Origin of the sequence: Photorhabdus kleinii (assembly GCF_025384885.1) — a bacterium.
Classification (GTDB): domain Bacteria; phylum Pseudomonadota; class Gammaproteobacteria; order Enterobacterales; family Enterobacteriaceae; genus Photorhabdus; species Photorhabdus kayaii.
Window position 1 is genome coordinate 1 of record NZ_JAJAFY010000038.1, and the last position, 21,887, is coordinate 21,887.

At 42.0% G+C, this 21,887-nt stretch carries 21 protein-coding genes and 2 pseudogenes; 14 read left to right on the forward strand and 9 right to left on the reverse strand.

Going from position 1 to position 21,887, the window contains the following annotated elements:
- Nucleotides 1–168: pseudogene (locus LG003_RS16485) on the forward strand (IS982 family transposase); the annotation flags it as partial.
- A 75-nt stretch (nucleotides 169–243) separates the two neighbouring features.
- Here LG003_RS16485 and LG003_RS16490 read toward each other — a convergent pair.
- The 5 genes from LG003_RS16490 to LG003_RS16510 form a co-directional block, all read right to left on the reverse strand.
- The gene (locus LG003_RS16490) at nucleotides 244–819 is read right to left on the reverse strand and encodes a cupin domain-containing protein (RefSeq protein WP_262981186.1); all 576 of its coding nucleotides are present in this window, start codon (nucleotides 817–819) and stop codon (nucleotides 244–246) included.
- A gap of 3 nt (nucleotides 820–822) precedes the next feature.
- Nucleotides 823–1,239 carry a homocitrate synthase/isopropylmalate synthase family protein gene (locus LG003_RS16495; RefSeq protein WP_262981187.1) on the reverse strand — a complete coding sequence of 139 codons (417 nt, stop codon included), beginning with the start codon at nucleotides 1,237–1,239 and terminating at the stop codon, nucleotides 823–825.
- Nucleotides 1,240–1,242: 3 nt separating this feature from the next.
- Nucleotides 1,243–1,959, reverse strand: coding sequence for a hypothetical protein (locus tag LG003_RS16500; RefSeq protein WP_262981188.1), 717 nt, complete (start codon nucleotides 1,957–1,959; stop codon nucleotides 1,243–1,245).
- A 1-nt stretch (nucleotide 1,960) separates the two neighbouring features.
- Nucleotides 1,961–2,842: an NAD(P)-dependent oxidoreductase gene (locus LG003_RS16505; protein WP_262981189.1), complete on the reverse strand. Its 882-nt coding sequence runs from the start codon at nucleotides 2,840–2,842 to the stop codon at nucleotides 1,961–1,963.
- A 434-nt stretch (nucleotides 2,843–3,276) separates the two neighbouring features.
- Nucleotides 3,277–3,624, reverse strand: coding sequence for a cupin domain-containing protein (locus tag LG003_RS16510; protein ID WP_112878733.1), 348 nt, complete (start codon nucleotides 3,622–3,624; stop codon nucleotides 3,277–3,279).
- 118 nt (nucleotides 3,625–3,742) lie between these two features.
- Between LG003_RS16510 and LG003_RS16515 the strand changes: the two are divergent.
- From LG003_RS16515 to LG003_RS16525, 3 genes and pseudogenes are all read left to right on the forward strand, one after another.
- Nucleotides 3,743–5,355, forward strand: a pseudogene (locus tag LG003_RS16515) (IS1634 family transposase).
- Nucleotides 5,356–5,428: 73 nt separating this feature from the next.
- On the forward strand, nucleotides 5,429–5,863 hold the full coding sequence (locus LG003_RS16520; RefSeq protein WP_262981190.1) for a hypothetical protein: 435 nt from the start codon (nucleotides 5,429–5,431) through the stop codon (nucleotides 5,861–5,863).
- A gap of 217 nt (nucleotides 5,864–6,080) precedes the next feature.
- Nucleotides 6,081–6,422 (forward strand): hypothetical protein, encoded by a 342-nt coding sequence (locus tag LG003_RS16525; protein ID WP_262981191.1) that lies wholly within the window; start codon nucleotides 6,081–6,083, stop codon nucleotides 6,420–6,422.
- 578 nt (nucleotides 6,423–7,000) lie between these two features.
- On the opposite strand, the gene LG003_RS16530 is transcribed toward LG003_RS16525, so the two are convergent.
- The 3 genes from LG003_RS16530 to fadE form a co-directional block, all read right to left on the reverse strand.
- Nucleotides 7,001–7,738, reverse strand: coding sequence for a hypothetical protein (locus LG003_RS16530; RefSeq protein ID WP_262981192.1), 738 nt, complete (start codon nucleotides 7,736–7,738; stop codon nucleotides 7,001–7,003).
- A 227-nt stretch (nucleotides 7,739–7,965) separates the two neighbouring features.
- Nucleotides 7,966–8,862, reverse strand: coding sequence for a LysR family transcriptional regulator (locus LG003_RS16535; protein ID WP_112878731.1), 897 nt, complete (start codon nucleotides 8,860–8,862; stop codon nucleotides 7,966–7,968).
- A gap of 347 nt (nucleotides 8,863–9,209) precedes the next feature.
- The gene (fadE, locus tag LG003_RS16540; RefSeq protein ID WP_262981193.1) at nucleotides 9,210–11,645 is read right to left on the reverse strand and encodes an acyl-CoA dehydrogenase FadE; all 2,436 of its coding nucleotides are present in this window, start codon (nucleotides 11,643–11,645) and stop codon (nucleotides 9,210–9,212) included.
- A gap of 259 nt (nucleotides 11,646–11,904) precedes the next feature.
- Here fadE and lpcA point away from each other — a divergent pair, with 259 nt between their 5' ends.
- Nucleotides 11,905–12,486, forward strand: a complete 582-nt coding sequence (lpcA, locus tag LG003_RS16545) for a D-sedoheptulose 7-phosphate isomerase (RefSeq protein ID WP_112878729.1) — start codon at nucleotides 11,905–11,907, stop codon at nucleotides 12,484–12,486.
- 24 nt (nucleotides 12,487–12,510) lie between these two features.
- A complete protein-coding gene (locus tag LG003_RS16550) occupies nucleotides 12,511–13,278 on the forward strand; it encodes a class II glutamine amidotransferase (RefSeq protein WP_112878728.1) in 768 nt (255 codons plus the stop codon).
- Here the strand turns inward: LG003_RS16550 and LG003_RS16555 are convergent.
- The gene (locus LG003_RS16555; protein WP_112878727.1) at nucleotides 13,249–13,983 is read right to left on the reverse strand and encodes a L,D-transpeptidase family protein; all 735 of its coding nucleotides are present in this window, start codon (nucleotides 13,981–13,983) and stop codon (nucleotides 13,249–13,251) included. The genes LG003_RS16550 and LG003_RS16555 overlap by 30 nt on opposite strands.
- Before the next feature lie 419 nt (nucleotides 13,984–14,402).
- On the opposite strand from LG003_RS16555, the gene LG003_RS16560 reads away from it, so the two are divergent.
- The 8 genes from LG003_RS16560 to nqrM all read left to right on the forward strand — a co-directional run bounded on the left by LG003_RS16560 (nucleotide 14,403) and on the right by nqrM (nucleotide 21,721).
- Nucleotides 14,403–15,746, forward strand: a complete 1,344-nt coding sequence (locus LG003_RS16560) for a Na(+)-translocating NADH-quinone reductase subunit A (RefSeq protein ID WP_112878726.1) — start codon at nucleotides 14,403–14,405, stop codon at nucleotides 15,744–15,746.
- Nucleotides 15,747–15,750: 4 nt separating this feature from the next.
- On the forward strand, nucleotides 15,751–16,989 hold the full coding sequence (locus LG003_RS16565; RefSeq protein WP_112878725.1) for an NADH:ubiquinone reductase (Na(+)-transporting) subunit B: 1,239 nt from the start codon (nucleotides 15,751–15,753) through the stop codon (nucleotides 16,987–16,989).
- The gene (locus LG003_RS16570; protein ID WP_112878724.1) at nucleotides 16,982–17,779 is read left to right on the forward strand and encodes a Na(+)-translocating NADH-quinone reductase subunit C; all 798 of its coding nucleotides are present in this window, start codon (nucleotides 16,982–16,984) and stop codon (nucleotides 17,777–17,779) included. The genes LG003_RS16565 and LG003_RS16570 overlap by 8 nt, the downstream gene beginning before the upstream one ends.
- The gene (locus LG003_RS16575) at nucleotides 17,772–18,401 is read left to right on the forward strand and encodes an NADH:ubiquinone reductase (Na(+)-transporting) subunit D (RefSeq protein ID WP_112878723.1); all 630 of its coding nucleotides are present in this window, start codon (nucleotides 17,772–17,774) and stop codon (nucleotides 18,399–18,401) included. Before LG003_RS16570 ends, LG003_RS16575 begins: the two co-directional genes overlap by 8 nt.
- Before the next feature lie 8 nt (nucleotides 18,402–18,409).
- Nucleotides 18,410–19,006, forward strand: a complete 597-nt coding sequence (nqrE, locus tag LG003_RS16580; RefSeq protein ID WP_112878722.1) for an NADH:ubiquinone reductase (Na(+)-transporting) subunit E — start codon at nucleotides 18,410–18,412, stop codon at nucleotides 19,004–19,006.
- Nucleotides 19,007–19,021: 15 nt separating this feature from the next.
- Complete coding sequence (gene nqrF / locus LG003_RS16585; RefSeq protein WP_112878721.1) at nucleotides 19,022–20,248, forward strand: NADH:ubiquinone reductase (Na(+)-transporting) subunit F; 1,227 nt, start codon at nucleotides 19,022–19,024, stop codon at nucleotides 20,246–20,248.
- Between the two features lie 203 nt (nucleotides 20,249–20,451).
- Nucleotides 20,452–21,480 carry an FAD:protein FMN transferase gene (locus LG003_RS16590; RefSeq protein ID WP_112878720.1) on the forward strand — a complete coding sequence of 343 codons (1,029 nt, stop codon included), beginning with the start codon at nucleotides 20,452–20,454 and terminating at the stop codon, nucleotides 21,478–21,480.
- A 13-nt stretch (nucleotides 21,481–21,493) separates the two neighbouring features.
- Nucleotides 21,494–21,721, forward strand: a complete 228-nt coding sequence (gene nqrM, locus LG003_RS16595; protein WP_112878719.1) for a (Na+)-NQR maturation NqrM — start codon at nucleotides 21,494–21,496, stop codon at nucleotides 21,719–21,721.
- Nucleotides 21,722–21,887 lie beyond the last annotated feature (166 nt).

Genomic DNA, 21,887 nt, shown 5'->3' on the forward strand with positions numbered 1-21,887 from the left:
GTTGTGGATCAGTTGAAAAATATTTCTCAGATAGAACACTCAAGACATCGTAGTGTTCTCGGTTTTCTGCTGGAAGTCGTGTCAGGATTAATGGCCTACACTTTTCAGCCGAAAAAGCCGAGCTTAAATTTGTGTAATTTTGAAATAGCTATCCTTAAACAAAACTGAGATTAACTATAACGATAAAGGATGTCCATAATACTGGAGATAATTCATACGAGCTGGATAAACCAGCCCGATAAATTAAAAATAATCAATGGCAAGTATATGAGAATCCTTAACTATTGAGTAGAAAGCATGAGGAACCCAAGAGTCAATGTAAATGGAATCCCCTTGCTTAAGGCTATCCCTACGGCGTTCTCTCTGCTTATTCAGCCATAAAACACCAACTTCTCCTTGAAGGACATAAACAACTTCTTTGACCTTATGACCAGTATTCAATTTCATCTTATACAAATCATTGCAAAGTGGGGTAGTTTTAAGCACCATTAACTCAGGGTCAGCAAGCGTTTTCATTACATGACGGTAATGATAAAGATCACCAGCCTCACTTGTTTTTATTCTCTCAAATTGAGTTCCTTCGCGACTAATTTTTACTCCAGATTCCAGATCATAAGGATAATTATCTAGCAAAGACAAAATATCTTGCACTGGCAGACTAATGGAACTTGCAAAAGCCTTGATGCTATTGAAATCATTGAAAAATATTTCGCCTTTAAGAATAAGATTAAGAAATGGTATATTGTCCAGAGACTTCTTGTGGCTATTCAATAATGCGGAAATTGCACCTTGATTGAAAACAAATAGATGATTTTTCATGGCTCATATTTTACGTAGTATAGAATGGAGATCCGCAACATCCTGAAAGGATAGACCTGAAGATTTAATTATTGCTACTTCCCGTACCATCGCAAGTAAAGGAGCTAATTCATGTTCTTTATAACTAATATCCAATTTCTCAAGGGCATATTTAATTGATGCTTTACCTGAGTGCTTGCCCACTATAATTTTTCGAATACCTGCAACAAGATCGGGAGAAAACGGCTCAAAAGAAGCACTATTTTTTAGTGTTCCATTAGCATGAATCCCAGACTCATGTGAAAAAACGTTATCACCAACAATAGGCTGCCAAGGATAAAGAGGTATTTTGGTTGCTTTCGATACACACTCACAGAGACCTTTCAATGCTTCAGTTTTAATCCCTATATCAATATTATAATGTAATTTCAGTGAAAGCACTGTTTAAGCCATATCAGGCATACCAGCTCTTTCACCAATGCCATTAACTGTAGTATGGAAATAACGTGCACCTGCATGTAATCCTTCAATAGTATTGCTTACTGCATAACCAAAATCATTATGAGTATGACATTGAGTATCAATTGGTATAGCAGAAGATATTGTATTTACAACGTTATAATATTGTTGCGGAGTCAGTAAACCGACTGTGTCGGATAATCTTAATCTATTAGCCCCAGCCTCATAAACTTCACCTGCATAATCAACAACAAAATTCAGATCAGACCGTCCTACATCCTCAGCACTAATAGATACAAACGCTCCTCGCTGTTTAGCATAATCAACAAGATCACAAGCCTGTTTGATCAACCATGATTTACTTTTTTTAATACTGTTAACTAAGTGAATCTCGGAGGTAGGCAAGCCAATATGAACATGAGTAAAACCAAGATCCAGTGAATCAGAAATATCCTGCTTCATTCCCCTATTCCAAGCAATAAGATGAATATCCTGACCTTGTACACGCTCAAGCATTTCCCTGAGTGTATTAGATTCACTTCCACCCATAGCGTTAATTCCAGCCTCAATCCATTTAACACCACAATAAATTAAAGCATCCAGAATTTTTAATTTTGTCTCACGATTGAATGCCATACCAGGTGCCTGTTCACCATCTCGTAAAGTAGTATCTTCAAGAATAATGTCATCGCAGAAAGCCATATTAAATTATCTCACTTAGTTTTTTTGAAATTAAAGAAAAATAATCACATTGATCACTTTCTTCACCGTAGATTTCCTTCGTATATAAAAATAAAGATTTCACTTTATCGATCATCTGAAACGCATTGAAATTCTGATAAAGTGACTCAGCCAAATGCAAATCTTTACAACGTATTGCCAAGCTAACATCACTAGTTTTCTCTCCCGAAATGATATATTTCAGGGCAACATTCATATAAGCCGAACATCCTCGACAACTTGTGAATACCTTTTGCATAAGCCCAATATCAATTTCCTGCAATAAACCCAGCTTAATAACTTCCAAAGCCCCGGCTAAATTTATACTTTCTGCTATATTGTTTAAGATTTTGAGCTGCTGAGCTTCACCCAACTTATTCGTATAGGTAATCTCTTTACAGAAGTAATATAGTAAAGGTTGGATCATGTCCCAAACTGCCTCATCTCCTGCTACAATAGCTGACAATGAACCATTCAATGCCCCTTCACTACCACCAGACACCGGACATTCAATATAGCTTAATGAATGACAACTTAACTTATTATGAATCTGGATTGCCTTAGTAGGTGAAATTGTACTTAAATCAATAATAATACTACCTTTTTCTAGAAAAGCTATTAGCCCGGTTACTTCATTCATAAGATATTTTTCAATGGCTGTTTCTCCTGCTGTACAGATAAAAATCACACGGCAATTTCTAGCCAGCTCTGAAATATTTTCACACCATATAGCTCCATGCTGTATAAGTTCAGTAGCTTTATTAGAACTTCTATTGTGTATATATAATTCAACATTTTCTTCTAACAGCTTAGAGCAGATTGCCTTTCCCAACCGCCCCAATCCAATAAAACCAATATTATTCATATTCATAACTCTTTATAATTTTAATAACGATAAAATATTTTATTTATCCTTGTCATAATTAATTCTATCTAAAATTTAATTTGCACCACTAAATTGTGAATTTTCACAACCTGTTTTTATAAAAAAATAAAAATTATTTTTCCATTTTAGCCATCATATCTATAAATACATAAGAATGTGCGTTTATATAATAAATTATAAAAAACGACAATAAATAAAATTTTAATCTCTATCATTATATCAAATATTATTGAAAATCCTCATGTGGAATAAATTATTAATAACAAATAAAAATACTATTCTCCCATGATTTCATTAATATATCTTCCAAAGTAGATTATTGTTGGTGGCAATGCATACCACCAACTTTAATTACAGGAATATAATTTAAATAAAAACCATCTTCTGTGTGAAACATCTAAAATCAATCTTTATCATCGATAATTTATGGCAATAATTTCTGATTTAATATCCTTCTCATAATTAGAGAAACTATGAGATACATTTGGCAAGATAAATATTGAATCTCCTTCATTCATAACATCTTCTCTTAGTGAGTTATTCTCATCCAACCACTGTACCCGAACTTTTCCTTTCGTAACATACACTACCTCTTTTGAACCATGCCCTTCATTCAATTTCAAAGGTTGAGATTCATCACTGTGCAAATCTAAGCGCAAAGCCATTAAACCCGGATCAGTCCGAGTGGTGACCAAATGATGATAAGTATAATAGTGAGAGCCATCACGATATTCATCACGCTTATATCCGTCATTCCGCACCTCATTCCTGATTTAAAAATAGTGTGATCTTACGCATATTTTACATATTTATTGTTCCCATGAGATTGACGGCGATCGCCCATTTTGATCTATTACTTTTATTTGCCGGAAAGTGAATATGCTCAAGTCAGAACCTGCCATTAAACGTCTTGATCACCCTGGTCTCATCGCGGCTTTCTGCTATGAAGCCGGATTGCCCCGTATCATTGATGCCATCATGCCAAAATATTCGGGTCACACCGTTTCTCATGGCGAGGCTTTTCTTGCGATGATCCTTAACGGGTTGGGGTTTCACAGCCGGACACTGCACATGTTTTCCGGTTTTTTCCAGCATAAGCCGATTGAACGTTTGATTGGCCCCGGTATTGATGCTGGACATCTGAATGATGACGTGCTGGGTCGTACATTGGATGCTTTATATGAGGCCGGCGTGTCAGAAGTCTATCAGATACTGGCTGAACAGGTCATTGATAAATTGGGCATAACACCCCATTCTGTGCATCTCGACATCTCCAGTTTCCATGTGGATGGCGAGTACAAGTCTCCTCTGAAAGACGACACGCAGCGTATTGAACTGGTTCGGGGTACAGCCGCGACCATCGGCCTGAGCTGAACCAGGTTATCCTTGAGCTGATTTGTGAAAATCAGGCCGGGATACCCGTTTACATGCAGGCGATGAGCGGAAATACCAATGATACCCGGGCGTTCACAGAATTCACAAAACATCATATTCGTTGCCTGAAAGCCGCGCAGAACAGCCGCTACTTTGTCGCCGATGCCGCCCTTTATAGCGAAGAGGCAATAACTTCACTGCATAAGCAAAAACAACGCTTCATTACCCGCGTGCCGTTAACGCTCAAAGAAGCTAAACAGCAGCTTTTGAACGTGGATCCCCATCAGCTACAGCCTTTCACCGAAGGTTATGCTGGATGTTGGGTTGAATCCTGCTATGGCGGGATCCCTCAACGCGGGTTGCTGGTGAGTAGTGCGGCTGCCCGTCAACGTGAAGGGCAGACTTTTACGAAAAATACGCTCAAATCAACGGAAAAAGAGCTGAAAGCGTTTGAAAAATTGTGCCAAAAAGGGTTTGCCTGCAAGGAAGATGCGTTATGCGCCCTGCGTGATTTTGGCTCCGAATGCCAGTTTATCGGTATTGACGCCCCACAAGTGGAGGAAATCATGACATATCAAGGGCGTGGACGTCCGGCTAAAGATAAACCCTCTCAGATTCATTACCGGCTCTCAGGCCGGGCTTACAGTCAACTGGATAAAGTCGTGTATGCCCGACTCAAGGTGGGGATGTTTATTTTGGCGACCAATGAAACGGACGATAAAGCGCTGGATATGGCCGCGTTGCTCGCGAATGACAAAGCCCAGCAGAAAGTTGAGCGAGGTTTTCGATTCCTAAAAAGTCCTGAGTTCTTAACCTCATCCATGTACCTGAAAAAACCGGAACGCATCGAAGCCTTATTGATGGTGATGACGTGTAGCTTAATGGTGTATGCGGCGCTGGAACATAAAATTCGCACGGGTCTGAAACAAAGCCAGGCATTCTACCCGGATATGAAGCAGCAGCAGACGCAATTGCCCACCGCTCGTTGGGTATTTTTAACTTTCGAAGGTATTAATACCTTTGAATTTGAAGAACACCGGATGGTGACGGGAATGCAACCGTACCAAAATGCTCTGCTGAAAATATTGGGGCCACCATACGAGTCTTTTTATTTCTGAATTGGGTGCGGAATGTCGGCTATACGCTTATGTTCCTGTTTTTTCCTATTTATTGGGGTTATCTCTGGGGTGTATGACAATATCCTTCCTCATTCGAAAAATGAATATTGCTCTTTTTGAAAAAAATATTTTTGGATTCTTCTTATTTTTAGCAACTATAAACTGCATTCTCTTTGCAAGAGAAACAACACTTATTTCAGTTTGGCTGGATGCTCTACATAGAATATTATGGGGAGTAATAAGTGGATTTATTGTCATAATGGGAAGAAATATTCTTATAACCGAAGGAAATGAAAAGAGAACGAATAAGGATTTTTCTATCTTAAGCCTGGCGTTATTAAGCCTGCCATTTATAATCCCAGTCACTTTCTCTTTCTTCGGTTTAAACTCCCGTACATCAGCAGATTTTTTTCTACTTTTATTTATTCTATTGCTTCAATTATCTATTTTACTGGCTTTAAAAATAATAATGCAAAAAAACAAAAACATGATATTAAGGATTCTGTAAAAACAGACAATAAATTAGTTGTTTTCTTTTCTTTTTCAAGTTTGGTTATAATCAATGTTTGTTTTTTCCTCTCTTTAATGATTATGCCAGCAATGCGAACAAAATATTTTGAACATATTGATATGGTTCAAATGTATATCATACTACTGATTATATGGTTCCCCTGTGCAATTGGCATCATGAAAGTTATGAAATCCGTACTTTTAAAAAAAGAATCATGGTAGGTAATATCATTCAATTATTTTCTCTCGGGTTTTGTTCACTTGGGATTATTATAAATTCTGGCATGCTCTATTTGCTATTCACAATTATGGTGTTTTTAGCTAATACAATTATGCAACCTGTTTTTTTCTCTTATCTAGGGTTATATTCAAAAAACTCTCTTTATACTTTGGGTATGCAGTCAGGGATTTATGTATTTATTACTATGATTATTCTCTTTTATACTATTTACTTAGGTGTTGGTCTTGAAGAAATCATTACTGGATTTACAATATTATTAATTTCTTCAATAGTTATTTCTACTATTTTTCTTTCAATGATTAATTCAAAAAAATAATAATGTCAGGTAGTGAAAAACGATAAGTTTATATAAAGCAGCTTTCATTGATAATATCTCAGCCTTGCCTTTACCTTTTAATTAATTAAATTAAGAGATAAAGGTAACGGATATTATTTGAAGATATCCTAATCTATTTTTCAAAAAGCATCGGCTTTAATAATGTTTTCAATCAGGGAATGAATTTTTTCATTAAATCATTAAATCATTAAATCATTAAATCATGAAAAACCTGAATAACAAAATCCGAAATAAACGATTTAATAGAATACGAATTGGGTCACTTTCAGCGTTATGATATTGCATTTATTATACAAAACCGTGATATCTTAAATTCGTCAATTTAAACAGGCTTTACACTGCTTTAACCCGTCCAGATAGCACTTCTTTTTTACTGTTTGATTTAAACTATTCCCCTTTTATATCATTAATGTGATTTAACGCTAAAATCAATTTATATCGTTATTTTTCCAAGCTATTTTCGCGCCCTGTTAACGCTTAAATACCTATAATTTTTCTGGCGGATTAATCCGCCAGACTTTTCATTATCGTTGATGTAATAAAGCGTTATTAGGATGTTATTTTACTAATTTCGGGATATCAACGCTGAAATCAATCCACGGGTTGGTGCCCAGCATCTCTGCACCGTCAACACTGGGTTCGTCATAGCGCATAACGAAATGCTTTGGTCCGTGGGCAAATGCCACGATCAATCCATCCTCAGAATCCAGAAACGCAGCATGCATTCCTAGCCCGGGATAGCTGAGACGCCAAGCAGGATCGCCAGCTTCCACACGTCCTCCCGACAGCTTTGTAATCACGCCATCTGGCAGACGGAAGAACCAAGTCCACGGTCCGCCAGCCACAACTGTCATGACTTCATCAATACCCATCCCGTTTTCAGCGCTGTTCACATGCAGTTTACCGAATTTTTCGAGAACAGTTTTTCTGGTTTCAGCCGAAATTGCTTTCATATCGTAAACTTTAGGATAAGGTGCAACACCGACTTCCGACGTTGACAGGAAACCGCCGCGGTGAGCTTCCGGCTGGCGGCCAGCCAGTCGGATTTGTTCCAGAAGTTCTCCTCGGTGTAAAGGAAACAGCGAAATCAGCTTCTCGCTCTCTTCTTCCGTGAGCGCACGGGTTTTTGACGCTTCAAGAATAGGTCTGGCTTCTTTAGGGATCGGCGTTGTACTGACCCGAACCCCGATGGAAAATAAGACCTTGTTTACGTTCTCAATGCCAACGGTCGGCTGGCGTCCGTCAAGATAGGACAGAACAAGATTTTCTGATGTTGAAGTAACGGAACTGTTCATATCTACATCTCCTCAATTTTGATGTAACCGATAAGTTCATTTGCAGAACCGAGTATAGGGAGAGAGATAGTTTATTAAAACGCCTATTATGTGAAAACATTGTGCACTGATAGTAAACAATTATAGGGTCTTCTCTGATTTGACCATGACTTTTCAAAACCGGTTGGCCTGGCATTTATTTCAACCGGAGATTTGCCATTTAAAATCACCGATCACTTTTCAGATATTCAGCAGGTTTTGTCTAGTGCATTTATAAGGAAATCGATAAAAGCCCTTGTCTTGTTAGAGTGTTCTTTATGAAAGGGTTGTATGGCATAAAGTGCCTGCATGTCAGCTTCCCATTCCGGAAGTAGTCTGGCAAGTTTGCCTGACAGCAGCTCATCAGTGACCAGTAATTCAGGCAGTAAAATCACACCATGTCCGGAAAGAGCCGCCTGTTTGAGTGCAAGCCCGTTATTCACCACATAGGTTCCGGGCTTAAGGTCAACGACTTTCACATCATTTTGATTGTGAAATATCCAGCGTCGTGGAGAAGAAGATAAACTGTAGACAAGACAGTTATGGGAGGTGAGATTTTCAGGGATGAGTATTTTTTCAGAAGCCTCAATATATGCTGGTGAGGCACATAAGACTCGGGGGACTTTTATCAGTTTCCTAGAACGAAGGCTGGAGTCGCTCAGTTCACCTCCTCCACGTATCGCAACATCTATTCCATGCTCAATAAAATCGATATATTTATCAATCATGACAACTTCTACAGAAATACTAGGGTGAGTATGCATAAACTGGCATATCAGTGGATTTAATGCCTTTAGCCCCATAGACATTGGAATACTGACTTTTATCGAGCCTGTCAGAGTGTGAGACGTTTCTATAACCGATAAGTCAGCATTCTCAAGCTCATCCAGGATGTTGCACACCTGATGATAGTAATTCCTGCCGTTTGCGGTTATGTGCATGTTTCTGGTCGTTCGGTTAATCAGGGGGCTTTTGAGATACTCTTCAAGCTGATTGATGTTTTTACTGACAGCTGCCTTGGATAAGCCCAGATCTTGGGCGGCGGCTTTGAAACTGCCTAGTTCTACAACACGCCGGAAGACGCTGATTGCTCTTAACTTGTCCATAAGCACCACTGTTGAATGAGTTTAACTATCTAGTGTATCAATAAACTACGATAAAAAATTATGTTTAACCATTTGTTCAGTTATTGCAACTGAATCAGTTGGTTGCCGATCTGAGCCTCGACAAAGCTATGTTGAAGGATGTGCTGGTGTGACATTACAAGCGGATTGTCGTCTGTATCGTGAGTAGGGTGCTGTAGAGAGTAAATTTCATCTACTCTTTCAAAGGAAATATCGGATATTTTTGACTGTGTCTATTTTTTTGCGCAAAGCGAAATCCTACCTTGGCAACTTGGGACGATACCCTAAGGTATCGTCCCGTAATGACATCCATTCTTTAGTTGTCAGTATCAGGCCGCTTTCGTTTTTGGTTTTTTGTCCTGAACAGGAACAGCCAGCGCTTCTGGTTCAAACTCATCGACATTAATAGAACGCAGGCGGCTTGCTTCAGCACGTTTCAGAATTTCGGCTTCGTCTGGCGTGATCTTACGTTCCGCGAGTGCGCGTTCTGCCAGTTTATCAAGGCGAGTAAAGCCGAGGCGTTTACCTGCTTCGCGACTCAAGCGGGCATGGATCGGTTCTGCGGCAATAATGTCGTGCAGAGCTTCTTCCAGTAATCCGTGAGGATTGTGCTCGCTTGGTGTCAGATATTGACCGCGGCCAATGCGATCACGGGTAGCAGACGGTTGTTGTAAGATCTGGGCCAGTTTGTGATCCAGATGGTCAGATGGTGCTGAATGTACACGCCCTAGAGGGAAGACGATAACACGCATCAGGCCGGCGACCAGACGATTAGGGAAGTTACTCAGTAAATTATCTATTGCTTGTTCTGCCTGATACAAACTATCTTGAACTGCCCACTGAACTAGTGGCAAATCTTCTTTTTGACGACCTTCATCTTCATAGCGTTTCAACGTCGCGGAAGCCAGATAGGTTTGACTCAGAACATCCCCAAGCCGGGCGGAGACACGTTCACGGCGTTTCAGGCTACCACCTAATACCCCCATTGCCACATCTGATAATAGCGCAAGGTTGGCGCTCAGGCGGTTTAATTGTTGATAGTAACGGCGTGTTGCATCATTGACTGGTGTGCTGCTGGTGTGGCCATTGGTTAAGCCAAGCCAGAAGCTGCGTAACATGTTACTGGCAACGTGACCAAGGTGGCTAAACAGTGCTTTATCAAAGTCTTTAACACGGTTATTTTCAGCCGCAGCCATTTCATCAAGAACATAAGGATGGCAGCGGATAGCTCCCTGACCGTAGATAATCATGTTTCGGGTCAGAATATTGGCGCCTTCAACGGTAATGGCGATAGGTGCGCCTTGATAAGCGCGAGCAAGGAAGTTGGATGGACCAAGGCAAATCCCTTTACCACCGGCAATATCCATTGCATCAATAACAGATTTTTGGCCTCGGTGAGTACAGTGATATTTGACGATAGCGGATAACACAGAGGGTTTTTCACCTAGCATGATACCGGTTGTTGCAAGCGTTGAAGCGGCATCCATCAAATAGGCGTTACCGGCAATGCGTGCTAGTGGTTCTTCAATCCCTTCCATTTTACCAATTGGCATTTTGAATTGGCGGCGGATATAAGAGTATGCGCCAATCGCCATCGCAACACTTTTCAAACCGCCGGTTGCATTTGATGGCAGAGTGATACCGCGGCCAACAGACAGACACTCAACCAGCATACGCCAGCCTTGTCCGGCCATTTTCGGCCCACCAATAATATAGTCAATCGGAACAAAGATATCTTTACCGCGAGTTGGGCCATTCTGGAATGGAATGTTCAGTGGGAAGTGGCGATGACCAATTTCTACCCCCGGTACATTGGTCGGGATCAATGCACAGGTAATGCCCAATTCTTCTGTATCACCCAATAAATGGTCAGGGTCAGACAGTTTGAAAGCCAGACCGAGTACGGTAGCGATAGGGGCAAGTGTGATATAACGTTTGTTCCAGGTCAGGCGCATACCGAGAATTTGTTCACCTTGCCATTCTCCCATACAGACTACGCCTGTATCTGGGATTGATCCGGCATCAGAGCCAGCTTCCGGGCTGGTCAGTGCGAAACATGGGATCTCTTCACCACGGGCAAGCCCAGGTAGATAGTGGTTCTTCTGCTCTTCGGTGCCATAATGCTGTAATAACTCACCAGGGCCGAGAGAGTTAGGTACACCTACGGTAATTGCTAGAATGCCGGATGTACCTGCTAATTTTTGCAGTACTCGTGCTTGAGCATAGGCTGAGAACTCCAGACCGCCATACTCTTTTTTAATGATCATGGCAAAGAAGCGGTGTTCTTTCAGGTAACGCCATAACTCAGGTGGTAAATCAGCCAGTTCATGGCTTATTTGGAAATCATTAGTCATACGGCAAGCTTCTTCTACAGGGCCGTCCAGAAATGCTTGTTCTTCAGCGGTTAACTGAGGCTTTGGATAGTCATGTAATTTTTTCCAGTCGGGTTTACCGCGGAACAGTTCGCCTTCCCACCAGGTAGTACCTGCATCAAGAGCTTCTTTTTCTGTGCGAGATAGACTTGGCATCACCTTACGGAAGGCTTTTAAGGCCGGAACAGTAAGTAAGGAGTGGCGCATTGGCGCAAAATTCAGTGGGAACAGAATAATGGCCATTGGTAACAACATCCAGTAGCTCCATGCATCAATAGCGCCCATCAAGACGGTATAGACAAGGAGCAGTAGGCTGCTAAGACTGAGATTGACTTTGTGATAGCAAAGTATCCCAATCAATACTAAGAATAGAACAATACTCAATGTGGTCATAATAAAAGCTCCTGGTTAATCTCAGGGTCAGGTAAGTCATCAGAGGTCGGACCTGTTGTGATGTTCTTCTCTTTTTAGACCAGGAAATTGCTTTTAGCAATATCTTTACATCTTAATTACAATGTAGCTCACAAACTCATGGTGATCGGGAGCGGATTAATTCTCCAGAAACGTGATGTTGTCTTCTTCCAATTCTCTTGATCCGGTAAACTGCCATCCGACACAACATTGAAGATTACCTGACCGAAGTGAGGAGCCTATGTATCAAGACCTGATCCGTAGTGAATTGAACGAAGCCGCGGATACGCTGGCAAAGTTTTTAAGTGACGATGCAAATATTGAAGCAATTCAAAAAGCAGCAGTATTGCTGGCTGATTCATTTAAAGCGGGTGGCAAGGTACTGTCCTGCGGTAATGGGGGTTCGCATTGTGATGCGATGCATTTTGCTGAAGAATTGACAGGCCGTTACCGCGAAAATCGCCCTGGCTATCCAGCGATTGCGATTTCTGATGTCAGCCATCTTTCCTGCGTCAGTAATGATTTCGGGTATGAATTTGTTTTTTCTCGTTATGTGGAAGCGGTTGGGAAAGAGGGGGATGTGTTACTGGGTATTTCTACTTCCGGTAATTCCGGTAATATTATTAAAGCAGTTGAAGCTGCCCGCTTAAAGGGCATGAAAGTCATTACGCTGACAGGCAAGGATGGCGGTAAAATGGTAGGAACCGCTGATGTGGAAATTCGTGTCCCGCATTTTGGTTATGCAGATCGTATTCAGGAAATTCATATCAAAGTTATTCATATCCTGATTCAACTTATCGAAAAAGAGATGGTTAAAGCCTGATTTTACAGGCTACAGAGGTGGGCAATGTGTGAGTTACTTGGCATGAGTGCAAATGTGCCAACAGATATCTGCTTTAGTTTAGGTGGCTTGATTCAACGAGGTGGTCATACTGGGCCCCATAAAGATGGTTGGGGGATCACATTTTATGAGGGGCGGGGCTGTCGCACATTTAAAGATCATCAACCAGGTTACAATTCGCCCGTTGCCCGCTTTGTACAAGAGTACCCGATTAAATCTAGAGTGGTGGTTTCTCATATCCGGCAGGCAAACCGCGGTAATGTTGCGTTGGAAAATACTCATCCTTTCATTCGTGAGATGTGGGGACGCAACTGGACTTATGCCCATAATGGGCAACTTCGGGGCTATCGGCAGCTTGAAACTGGTCAGTATCGTCCCGTTGGACAAACGGATAGTGAACATGCTTTTTGCTGGATTTTACAGCGACTTTCACAAAAATATCCAAGAACTCCCTCGAACTGGCCTAAGGTTTTTCGTTTTATCGCCTCACTCGCAGATGAACTCAGCAAAAAAGGCGTATTCAATATGTTGCTGTCGGATGGGCGTTTTGTGATGGCATATTGTTCAACCAACCTTTATTGGATTACCCGTCGGGCACCGTTTGGAAAAGCAAAACTTCTGGATCAGGATATTGAAATTGATTTTCAACAACATACACAGCCGGATGATGTTGTTTCTGTTATTGTTACTCAACCTTTAACGGGTAATGAAGCTTGGAATCGTATTGAGCCGGGTCGCTATGCACTATTTCATCTTGGTGAACGCATATTGTGATTGATGCTGCAAAAGTGGCGATTTTTCAGGTGTAGCATTAACCACATATTGGCCGTTAATGACGCTAATCGTTGCTGGCCGGTGATTTTTTACAAAATACTCATAGGCTGGCTGTAATTGTAGCCAAAACATGTAATAGGAGGATGAACGGTGGCGTAACATATTCTGCGGTGTCATTCTGAATGGATAAATACTGATATTAATTTCATACTGCCCGCGCAATAATGCACTTTCTACATAATCGTAGATTTCATCTATGTAACCATTAGTCATAGCGTAACAACCGACAGATTTACACTCTCCGTGGATCATTAAATAGTTGCCGGAATAGCCTCTGAATTTATCGTATTCATTTGGAAAACCGAGATTAATAGATCGGTAATATCGACTATTTGGATTGAGTTGATGGGGTTTTACACGATAGAAACCTTCCGGGCTTTTCAGGTCGCCTTCTGTGGTTTTGGGACCAAGGCCGCCAGAGTAATTACAGATGGGGTAGCTTTTAGACAGTTGGTAGCTTCCATGACTATTTTTAGTATAAAGCTCCAATATCCGCTCTTCTTTGAATATTTGGATAAAGACAGGAGAGCCAGGCTGCACAGGGAAATTTTGCTTCAATTGCACTAAAGTATCCTGAGCATAGACAGGAGTGAATGAACTAAATAACAACAATATTATTGCAGGAAAAGCCGCAGTTTTTTTCATGTGACTACCGTAATAGCGATGTAGCGGACTAACTGAAAATTTAGCTTAAGATTGCCATGAGTCATCGACTTTGTGAATAGAAAATGATGACGGTAACTTTATCACTACAAAGTGATTGTTAGGTTAAAATACAATCAGTTGTCGGTAAAGGTGATATAATCATTCGTTTTTTGCGATCGGTTAATCATTCAGTGCCAAAATTATTCCTGTTTGCTTGAACTAAATCACTTGATTAGTCAGACAGTCTAAGAAGGGAGATGTTAAAATTGCCGCCCGGAGATTAACAAAAAATAGTAACAATTATCGGAGAACTATAACCTGGGCACGATTCGTGACTTAAGGGGTTTTTTATAGAGTGGCTATATTACCACCAGGTAATCTGTAGCATATGATTTAATTGATAAACTTGTGCAAATCTTATGATTAAAATTAAAAAAGGACTCGACCTCCCGATTGCAGGAGCGCCTGCTCAAGTAATAGAAGACGGTCCGACGATTCGCCATGTAGCACTGTTGGGTGAAGAGTATGTTGGAATGCGTCCTTCTATGTTGGTGAAGGAAGGTGAGCATGTTAAGAAGGGCCAGATTCTTTTTGAAGATAAAAAGAATCCAGGTGTGGTTTTCACCAGCCCAGCCTGTGGGCAGGTTGTGGCGATTAATCGTGGTGAACAACGTATTTTGCAGTCAATTGTGATTGAGATAACGGGAGACGAACAGGTTAATTTTGACCGTTATGATCGTTCCCAACTTTCTCAGTTATCCCGAGAACAAGTGGAAAAGAATCTGATTGATTCTGGGTTATGGACTGCACTGCGTACCCGTCCTTACAGTCGAAATCCTGCTCCCGGCTCCTCGCCAAAAGCAATTTTTGTAACCGCGATGGATACTCAGCCTCTGGCTGCAAATCCACAGGTTATTATTGCTACCGATGAAGAGGCTTTTGTTGATGGTCTGAATGTGCTGACTAGACTGACCGAAGGTAAAGTCCATGTTTGCCATAGTGCAGGAAGCTTGCCGAGTGTCGGTAATAATGCACAAATCACTTATAATCAGTTCTCAGGTCCGCACCCTGCGGGATTAGCTGGAACTCACATTCACTTTATTGAACCCGTCAGTGCGACTAAAACGGTATGGCACCTGGGATATCAGGATGTGATTGCTATCGGTAAATTATTCACTACCGGCACACTTTATACTGATCGTGTCATTGCACTGGCCGGTCCACAGGTTGAAAAACCACGTCTTATACGTACTTGCTTAGGAGCTGATCTGCTTGAGTTAACTCAGGAGCAGCTTAAAGAGGGTGAAAACCGTATTATTTCAGGTTCCGTATTGTGCGGTACACAGTCAGATGAGGTTCATCACTATCTTGGTCGTTTCCACACTTTGGTTTCCGTTTTGCGTGAAGGTCGCGAAAAAGAGCTATTTGGTTGGATAATGCCGGGTATCGATAAATTTTCCATCACCCGCACCACCATTGGTCATTTCCTGAAAAATAAGCGCTTTGCTTTTTCAACGACAATGAATGGCGGTGAACGTTCTATGGTACCAATCGGTAACTATGAGCGTGTTATGCCTTTGGATATCATGGCAACACATTTACTGCGGGATCTGCTGGCGGGTGATACCGATAGTGCTCAGGCACTGGGTTGTCTGGAGTTAGATGAGGAAGACTTAGCGCTTTGTACCTATGTCTGTCCTGGCAAGTATGAATATGGTCCGGTACTGCGTGAAGTGCTGACTAAGATTGAGCAGGAAGGATGATTTCATGGGCCTGAAAAACTATTTTGAAAAAATTGAGCACCACTTTGAGCCCGGGGGCAAATTAGAAAAATACTATCCGTTGTATGAAGCGGTAACAACGGTTTTCTATACACCAGGTACAGTAACTTCTGGCCGTGCCCATATCCGTGATGCCATCGATCTAAAGCGTATGATGATCATGGTATGGCTGGCCGTATTCCCGGCAATGTTCTGGGGAATGTATAACGTTGGTCAGCAGGCGATCCCTGCGTTGTATCATTTATATAGTGGCGCAGAATTACAGCAAATTCTGGCATCTGATTGGCACTATCGTGTTGCTCAGTTTTTCGGTGCATCACTGACGCCAGGCGCTAGCTGGTGTAGCGAAATGTTACTTGGCGCAACTTACTTTTTACCTATTTATATCGTTGTATTTGTGGTTGGCGGCTTCTGGGAAGTACTGTTTGCCATTATCCGTAAACATGAAATTAATGAAGGTTTTTTTGTTACTTCTATTTTGTTTGCGTTGATTGTTCCACCTACTATTCCTTTGTGGCAGGCTGCGCTAGGTATTACATTTGGTGTTGTCATTGCGAAAGAGGTTTTTGGTGGGACAGGCCGTAATTTCCTGAATCCGGCACTGGCTGGCCGTGCTTTTCTATTCTTTGCTTATCCTGCACAGATTTCAGGTGATTTGGTATGGACTGCGGCTGATGGTTTCTCTGGGGCGACCCCGTTATCTCAATGGGCGGCTGGTGGTAGTCAGGGATTAGTGAATACCGTTACCGGTCAGCCTGTTACCTGGATGGATGCTTTCATTGGTAATATTCCTGGCTCTATCGGTGAAGTGTCTACTCTAATGATTTTCATCGGTGGTGCAATTATCCTGTTTACCCGTATTGCTTCATGGCGGATTGTCGCCGGGGTGATGTTGGGTATGGTTGCAACTTCCTACCTATTTAATGCTATCGGTTCAGATACTAATCCGTTGTTTGCTATGCCGTGGTATTGGCATATGGTTCTGGGGGGTTTTGCTTTTGGTATGATCTTTATGGCAACAGATCCAGTATCGGCTTCATTTACCGATAAAGGTAAATGGTGGTACGGCATTCTGATTGGTGTGATGTGTGTTCTGATCAGGGTTGTTAACCCGGCATATCCAGAAGGTATGATGCTGGCGATTCTGTTCGCAAACCTGTTTGCGCCATTGTTTGATTATCTGGTAGTGCAAGCCAATATTAAGCGGAGAAAAGCCCGTGGCTAATGATAAACCCAAAAATAATGACAGCGTCGGCAGAACATTTATCGTTGTTTTTGTGCTATGTCTCGTTTGCTCAATTGTGGTAGCAGGTTCTGCGGTAGGGCTGAAATCTCAGCAACAGGAACAGAAATTGCTGGATAAACAGCGTAATATCCTCGATGTTGCGGGGTTATTCAAGCCTCAGATGAGTGCCGATGAAGTTAAAGAAACGTTCAAAAGTCGGATTAAAACCGAGTTATTGAATCTGGAGACGGCAACGCTTGAAAGCAGTCAGGGCAAGTTTAACCTGAACGATGCGTTGCGCAGTGATGATACCAGTATTGCATTACCGCCTGAAAAGGATCTGGCGAAAATTCGCCGTCGCGCCAATATGGCCGAGGTCTATCTGGTGAAAAATGAACAGGGTAAAACTCGCGAAATCGTTCTGCCTATTTATGGTTCTGGCCTGTGGTCTGTCATGTATGCTTTTATCTCCGTTGATGTGGACGGCAAAACGGCTCGTGGTATCACTTATTATTCGCACGGCGAAACACCGGGGTTGGGGGGAGAAGTGGATAACCCACAATGGCGTAAAAAGTGGATAGGTAAAAAACTGTATAACGATGAAGGCAATCCGGCGATCAAAATTGTTCGTGGCGGGGCTGCTGCCGATGACTCTTATGGTGTTGATGGCTTGTCTGGTGCGACTCTGACCTCTGCCGGTGTCCAGAATATGTTTAATTTCTGGTTAGGGGATAACGGTTTTGGTCCGTTCCTGAAAAAAGTACGCGAAGGAGCGTTGAAAGATGGCTGATAGTAAAGAAATAAAACGAGTCCTGCTTGGGCCACTCTTGGATAATAACCCGATTGCATTGCAGGTTCTGGGGATTTGCTCAGCGCTGGCGGTAACAACCAAGCTGGAAACGGCGTTGGTAATGACAATAGCGGTAACATTGGTTACTGCCTTTTCCAGCTTTTTTATCTCGTTGATCCGTCATTACATCCCCGGCAGTGTGCGAATCATTGTCCAGATGGCGATTATTGCATCATTGGTTATCGTGGTAGATCAGATTTTGCAGGCTTATGCTTATGAAATTTCCAAGCAGTTGTCTGTATTTGTTGGCCTTATCATTACTAACTGTATCGTGATGGGACGTGCGGAAGCCTATGCGATGAAATCTCCACCCATCGAGAGCTTTATGGATGGTATCGGTAATGGTCTGGGTTACGGTGTTATTCTGGTAATGGTTGGTTTTCTGCGTGAGTTGTTTGGTTCCGGCAAGCTGTTCGGAATTACCGTGATGGAATCGGTACAGAATGGCGGCTGGTATCAGCCTAATGGTCTGTTCCTGTTAGCCCCTAGCGCGTTTTTCATTATTGGTATGCTGATTTGGGGTCTGAGGACGTTAAAACCGGCGCAGGTTGAGAAGGAGTAACTGACAACATGGAACATTTTATAAGCCTGTTTGTCCGCGCCGTCTTTATTGAGAATATGGCGTTGGCTTTCTTCCTCGGTATGTGCACTTTTTTGGCCGTATCGAAAAACGTCACAACGGCGTTTGGTCTGGGTATTGCCGTCACGGTGGTTTTAGGGATCTCTGTTCCTGCTAATAACCTGGTGTATAACTTGGTATTGCGTGACGGTGCATTGGTTGAAGGGGTTGATCTCAGCTTCCTGAACTTTATTACATTTATTGGCGTGATTGCTGCATTAGTGCAGATTCTTGAAATGATCCTTGATCGTTATTTCCCTTCACTCTATAACGCGCTCGGCATTTTTTTACCACTGATTACCGTTAACTGTGCAATTTTTGGTGGTGTCTCTTTCATGGCACAGCGTGATTATAGTTTTTCGGAATCCGTTGTATATGGTTTTGGCTCAGGTATAGGCTGGATGTTGGCGATTGTTCTGCTAGCTTCTATCCGTGAAAAAATGAAATATGCTGATGTTCCGGCAGGGCTGAAAGGATTGGGGATCACCTTTGTCACTACGGGTTTGATGGCATTGGGTTTTATGTCCTTCTCTGGTGTGCAGTTATAAGGGCGAGAAGCGTTCATGGATATAATAATTTTAGGCGTAGTGATGTTTACCCTAATTGTGTTGGTACTGACGGCGCTGATTTTGTTTGCAAAATCAAAGTTAGTTAACACTGGGAATATTAGGGTTGAAGTTAATGGTGATCCGGAAAAGAGCTTTACCGCTCCTGCCGGTGATAAATTGCTAAATATGTTGTCAAGCCAGGGGATTTTTGTCTCTTCTGCTTGTGGTGGTGGTGGTTCTTGTGGTCAGTGTCGCGTAAAGATTAAAGATGGCGGTGGCGACATTCTGCCAACAGAACTTTCTCACATTAGTAAACGTGAAGCGAAAGAGGGTTGTCGTCTGGCTTGTCAGGTCAATGTAAAACAGGACCTGAAAATTAAGTTACCGGAAGAGATATTCGGTGTTAAGAAATGGGAATGTGAAGTTATCTCCAACGATAACAAAGCAACTTTCATTAAAGAGCTAAAATTGAAGATCCCTGATGGGGAAGTTGTGCCTTTCCGTGCAGGTGGTTATATCCAGATTGAAGCGCAGCCACATATTGCTCGTTACGAGGATTATGATGTGCCGAAAGAATACCGTGAGGACTGGGATAAATTTAATTTGTTCCGTTTTGTTTCTGAGGTGAAAGAGCCAACAGTTCGTGCTTACTCAATGGCAAACTATCCAGAAGAACACGGAATTATCATGCTTAACGTTCGTATTGCGACGCCGCCGCCAAAAAATTCGGAAGCGCCTCCGGGAATTATGTCTTCTTATATTTGGTCACTAAAACCCGGTGATAAAGTGACTATTTCTGGTCCGTTCGGTGAATTTTTCGCAAAAGATACTGATGCGGAAATGATCTTCATCGGTGGTGGCGCAGGTATGGCGCCAATGCGTTCTCATATCTTTGATCAGCTTAATCGATTGAATTCCAAACGTAAGATTAGCTTCTGGTATGGTGCTCGTTCTAAACGTGAAATGTTCTATACAGAGGATTTCGATCAGCTAGCGGCTGAAAATGAAAACTTTACCTGGAATGTAGCTCTATCTGATGCACTGCCAGAAGATAACTGGGATGGTCACACAGGCTTTATCCATAATGTTCTGTATGAGAATTATTTGAAGGATCATCCGGCTCCAGAAGATTGTGAGTTCTATATGTGTGGGCCTCCGGTTATGAATGCCGCGGTGATCAAAATGTTGAAAGATCTTGGTGTCGAGGATGAAAACATCATGTTGGATGATTTCGGTGGCTGATAGGCCATAAATATACCCTATGGATTTTAGATGCATCGCGACGGCAAGGGAGCGAATCCCCGGGAGCATAGAAAACTATGTGACCGGGGTGAGTGAGCGCAGCCAACAAAGAGGCAGTTTGAAAGATAACGGGTATAGTTTGATTTTAATGACTGGCGCCCACAACTTTGTGGGCGCTAACAATTCAGAAAGAGTAATTAACTGTGCGTAAAAAGATAAGTAGCTGGATAGCGTTAATATTTGCAGTATTGCTGCTGGCGGCATGCGATGGTCTGGAGCAGAAAAATATTCATGGGCAAACAATGGGGACTTACTATTCCATTAAATTTGTTACGGGTTCGTCGGCGCCTTCGTCAGAAGCTCTGCAAAAAGAGATTGATCGTTTGCTGGAGGAGGTTAACGACCAGATGTCGACATATCGCCCTGATTCTGAATTGAGTCGTTTTAATCAAAGCCGTCAAATTGATCGGCCATTCCCGGTATCGCCTGCGACAGCCAAAGTGGTTAAAGAAGCGATCTACATTAATAAATTGACGGATGGCGCTTTGGATGTGACGGTTGGCCCATTGGTTAATTTATGGGGGTTTGGTCCTGAGGGGCACGTGACGAAAGCACCTTCTGCAAGTGAACTGGAAAAACGCCGTGAATGGACTGGGATTGATAAACTGGTGGTAGAAGGTAATAACCTGATTAAAACTGTTCCAGAGCTATATATCGATTTATCATCTATTGCTAAAGGTTATGGCGTAGATGTTGTTGCCGAATATCTGGAATCGCAGAATATCAAGGATTATATGGTTGATATTGGCGGTGAAGTCCGTACATCAGGCCATAATGGTAAAGATCTGCCGTGGCGGATTGCGATTGAAAAGCCATCTGACACTGGCATGGCACAAAATGCTCAGGAAGTGATAATGCCTGGGAATATGTCGATAGCGACTTCTGGTGATTACCGTAATTACTTTGAACAAGATGGTGTGCGTTATTCACATACGATTGATCCAAAAACGGGGAACCCTATTTCTCATAATTTAGTTTCTATTACAGTGATTGCTCCAGCTTGTATGAGTGCTGATGGCCTTTCTACTGGACTGAATGTTTTAGGGCCGGAAAAAGGGATGGAAGTTGCAGAAAATCTGAGTATCCCGGTTTTTATGATCATAAAAACGAAAAATGGTTTTGAAGAGCGTTACAATAAAGCCTTTGAGCCATACTTACAGAAAAATCAATGAGAAGGGGAAGAAAATGCTGAAAGTATTTATTGCAGCCTTCGTCTTTTTCCTGCTGGCTTTTGCGGGAATGTCGTTAGGCTATATGATTAAACGTAAAAGCATACAAGGGAGCTGTGGTGGTTTAAGCAGTATTGGCGTAGAGAAAATATGTGACTGCCCGGAACCTTGTGATGCTCGTAAGAGACGTATGGCGCGTGAAGCTGCGCGGCAGATTCAATTAGAGAAACATCGAATTATCTGAGTTTAACAAATCTGCGTAATACTCCTTCCTCAATACTCATTGAGAGCAAAGCGAACTTTTAGAGAGATTTCACGTAGTTTGAGATAAAGAAAATAAAAAACAGAGATGTTAGTTTGATAAAATCCCCTTCACATTAAACGGTTTACTGTGAAGGGTTTTTTAAATA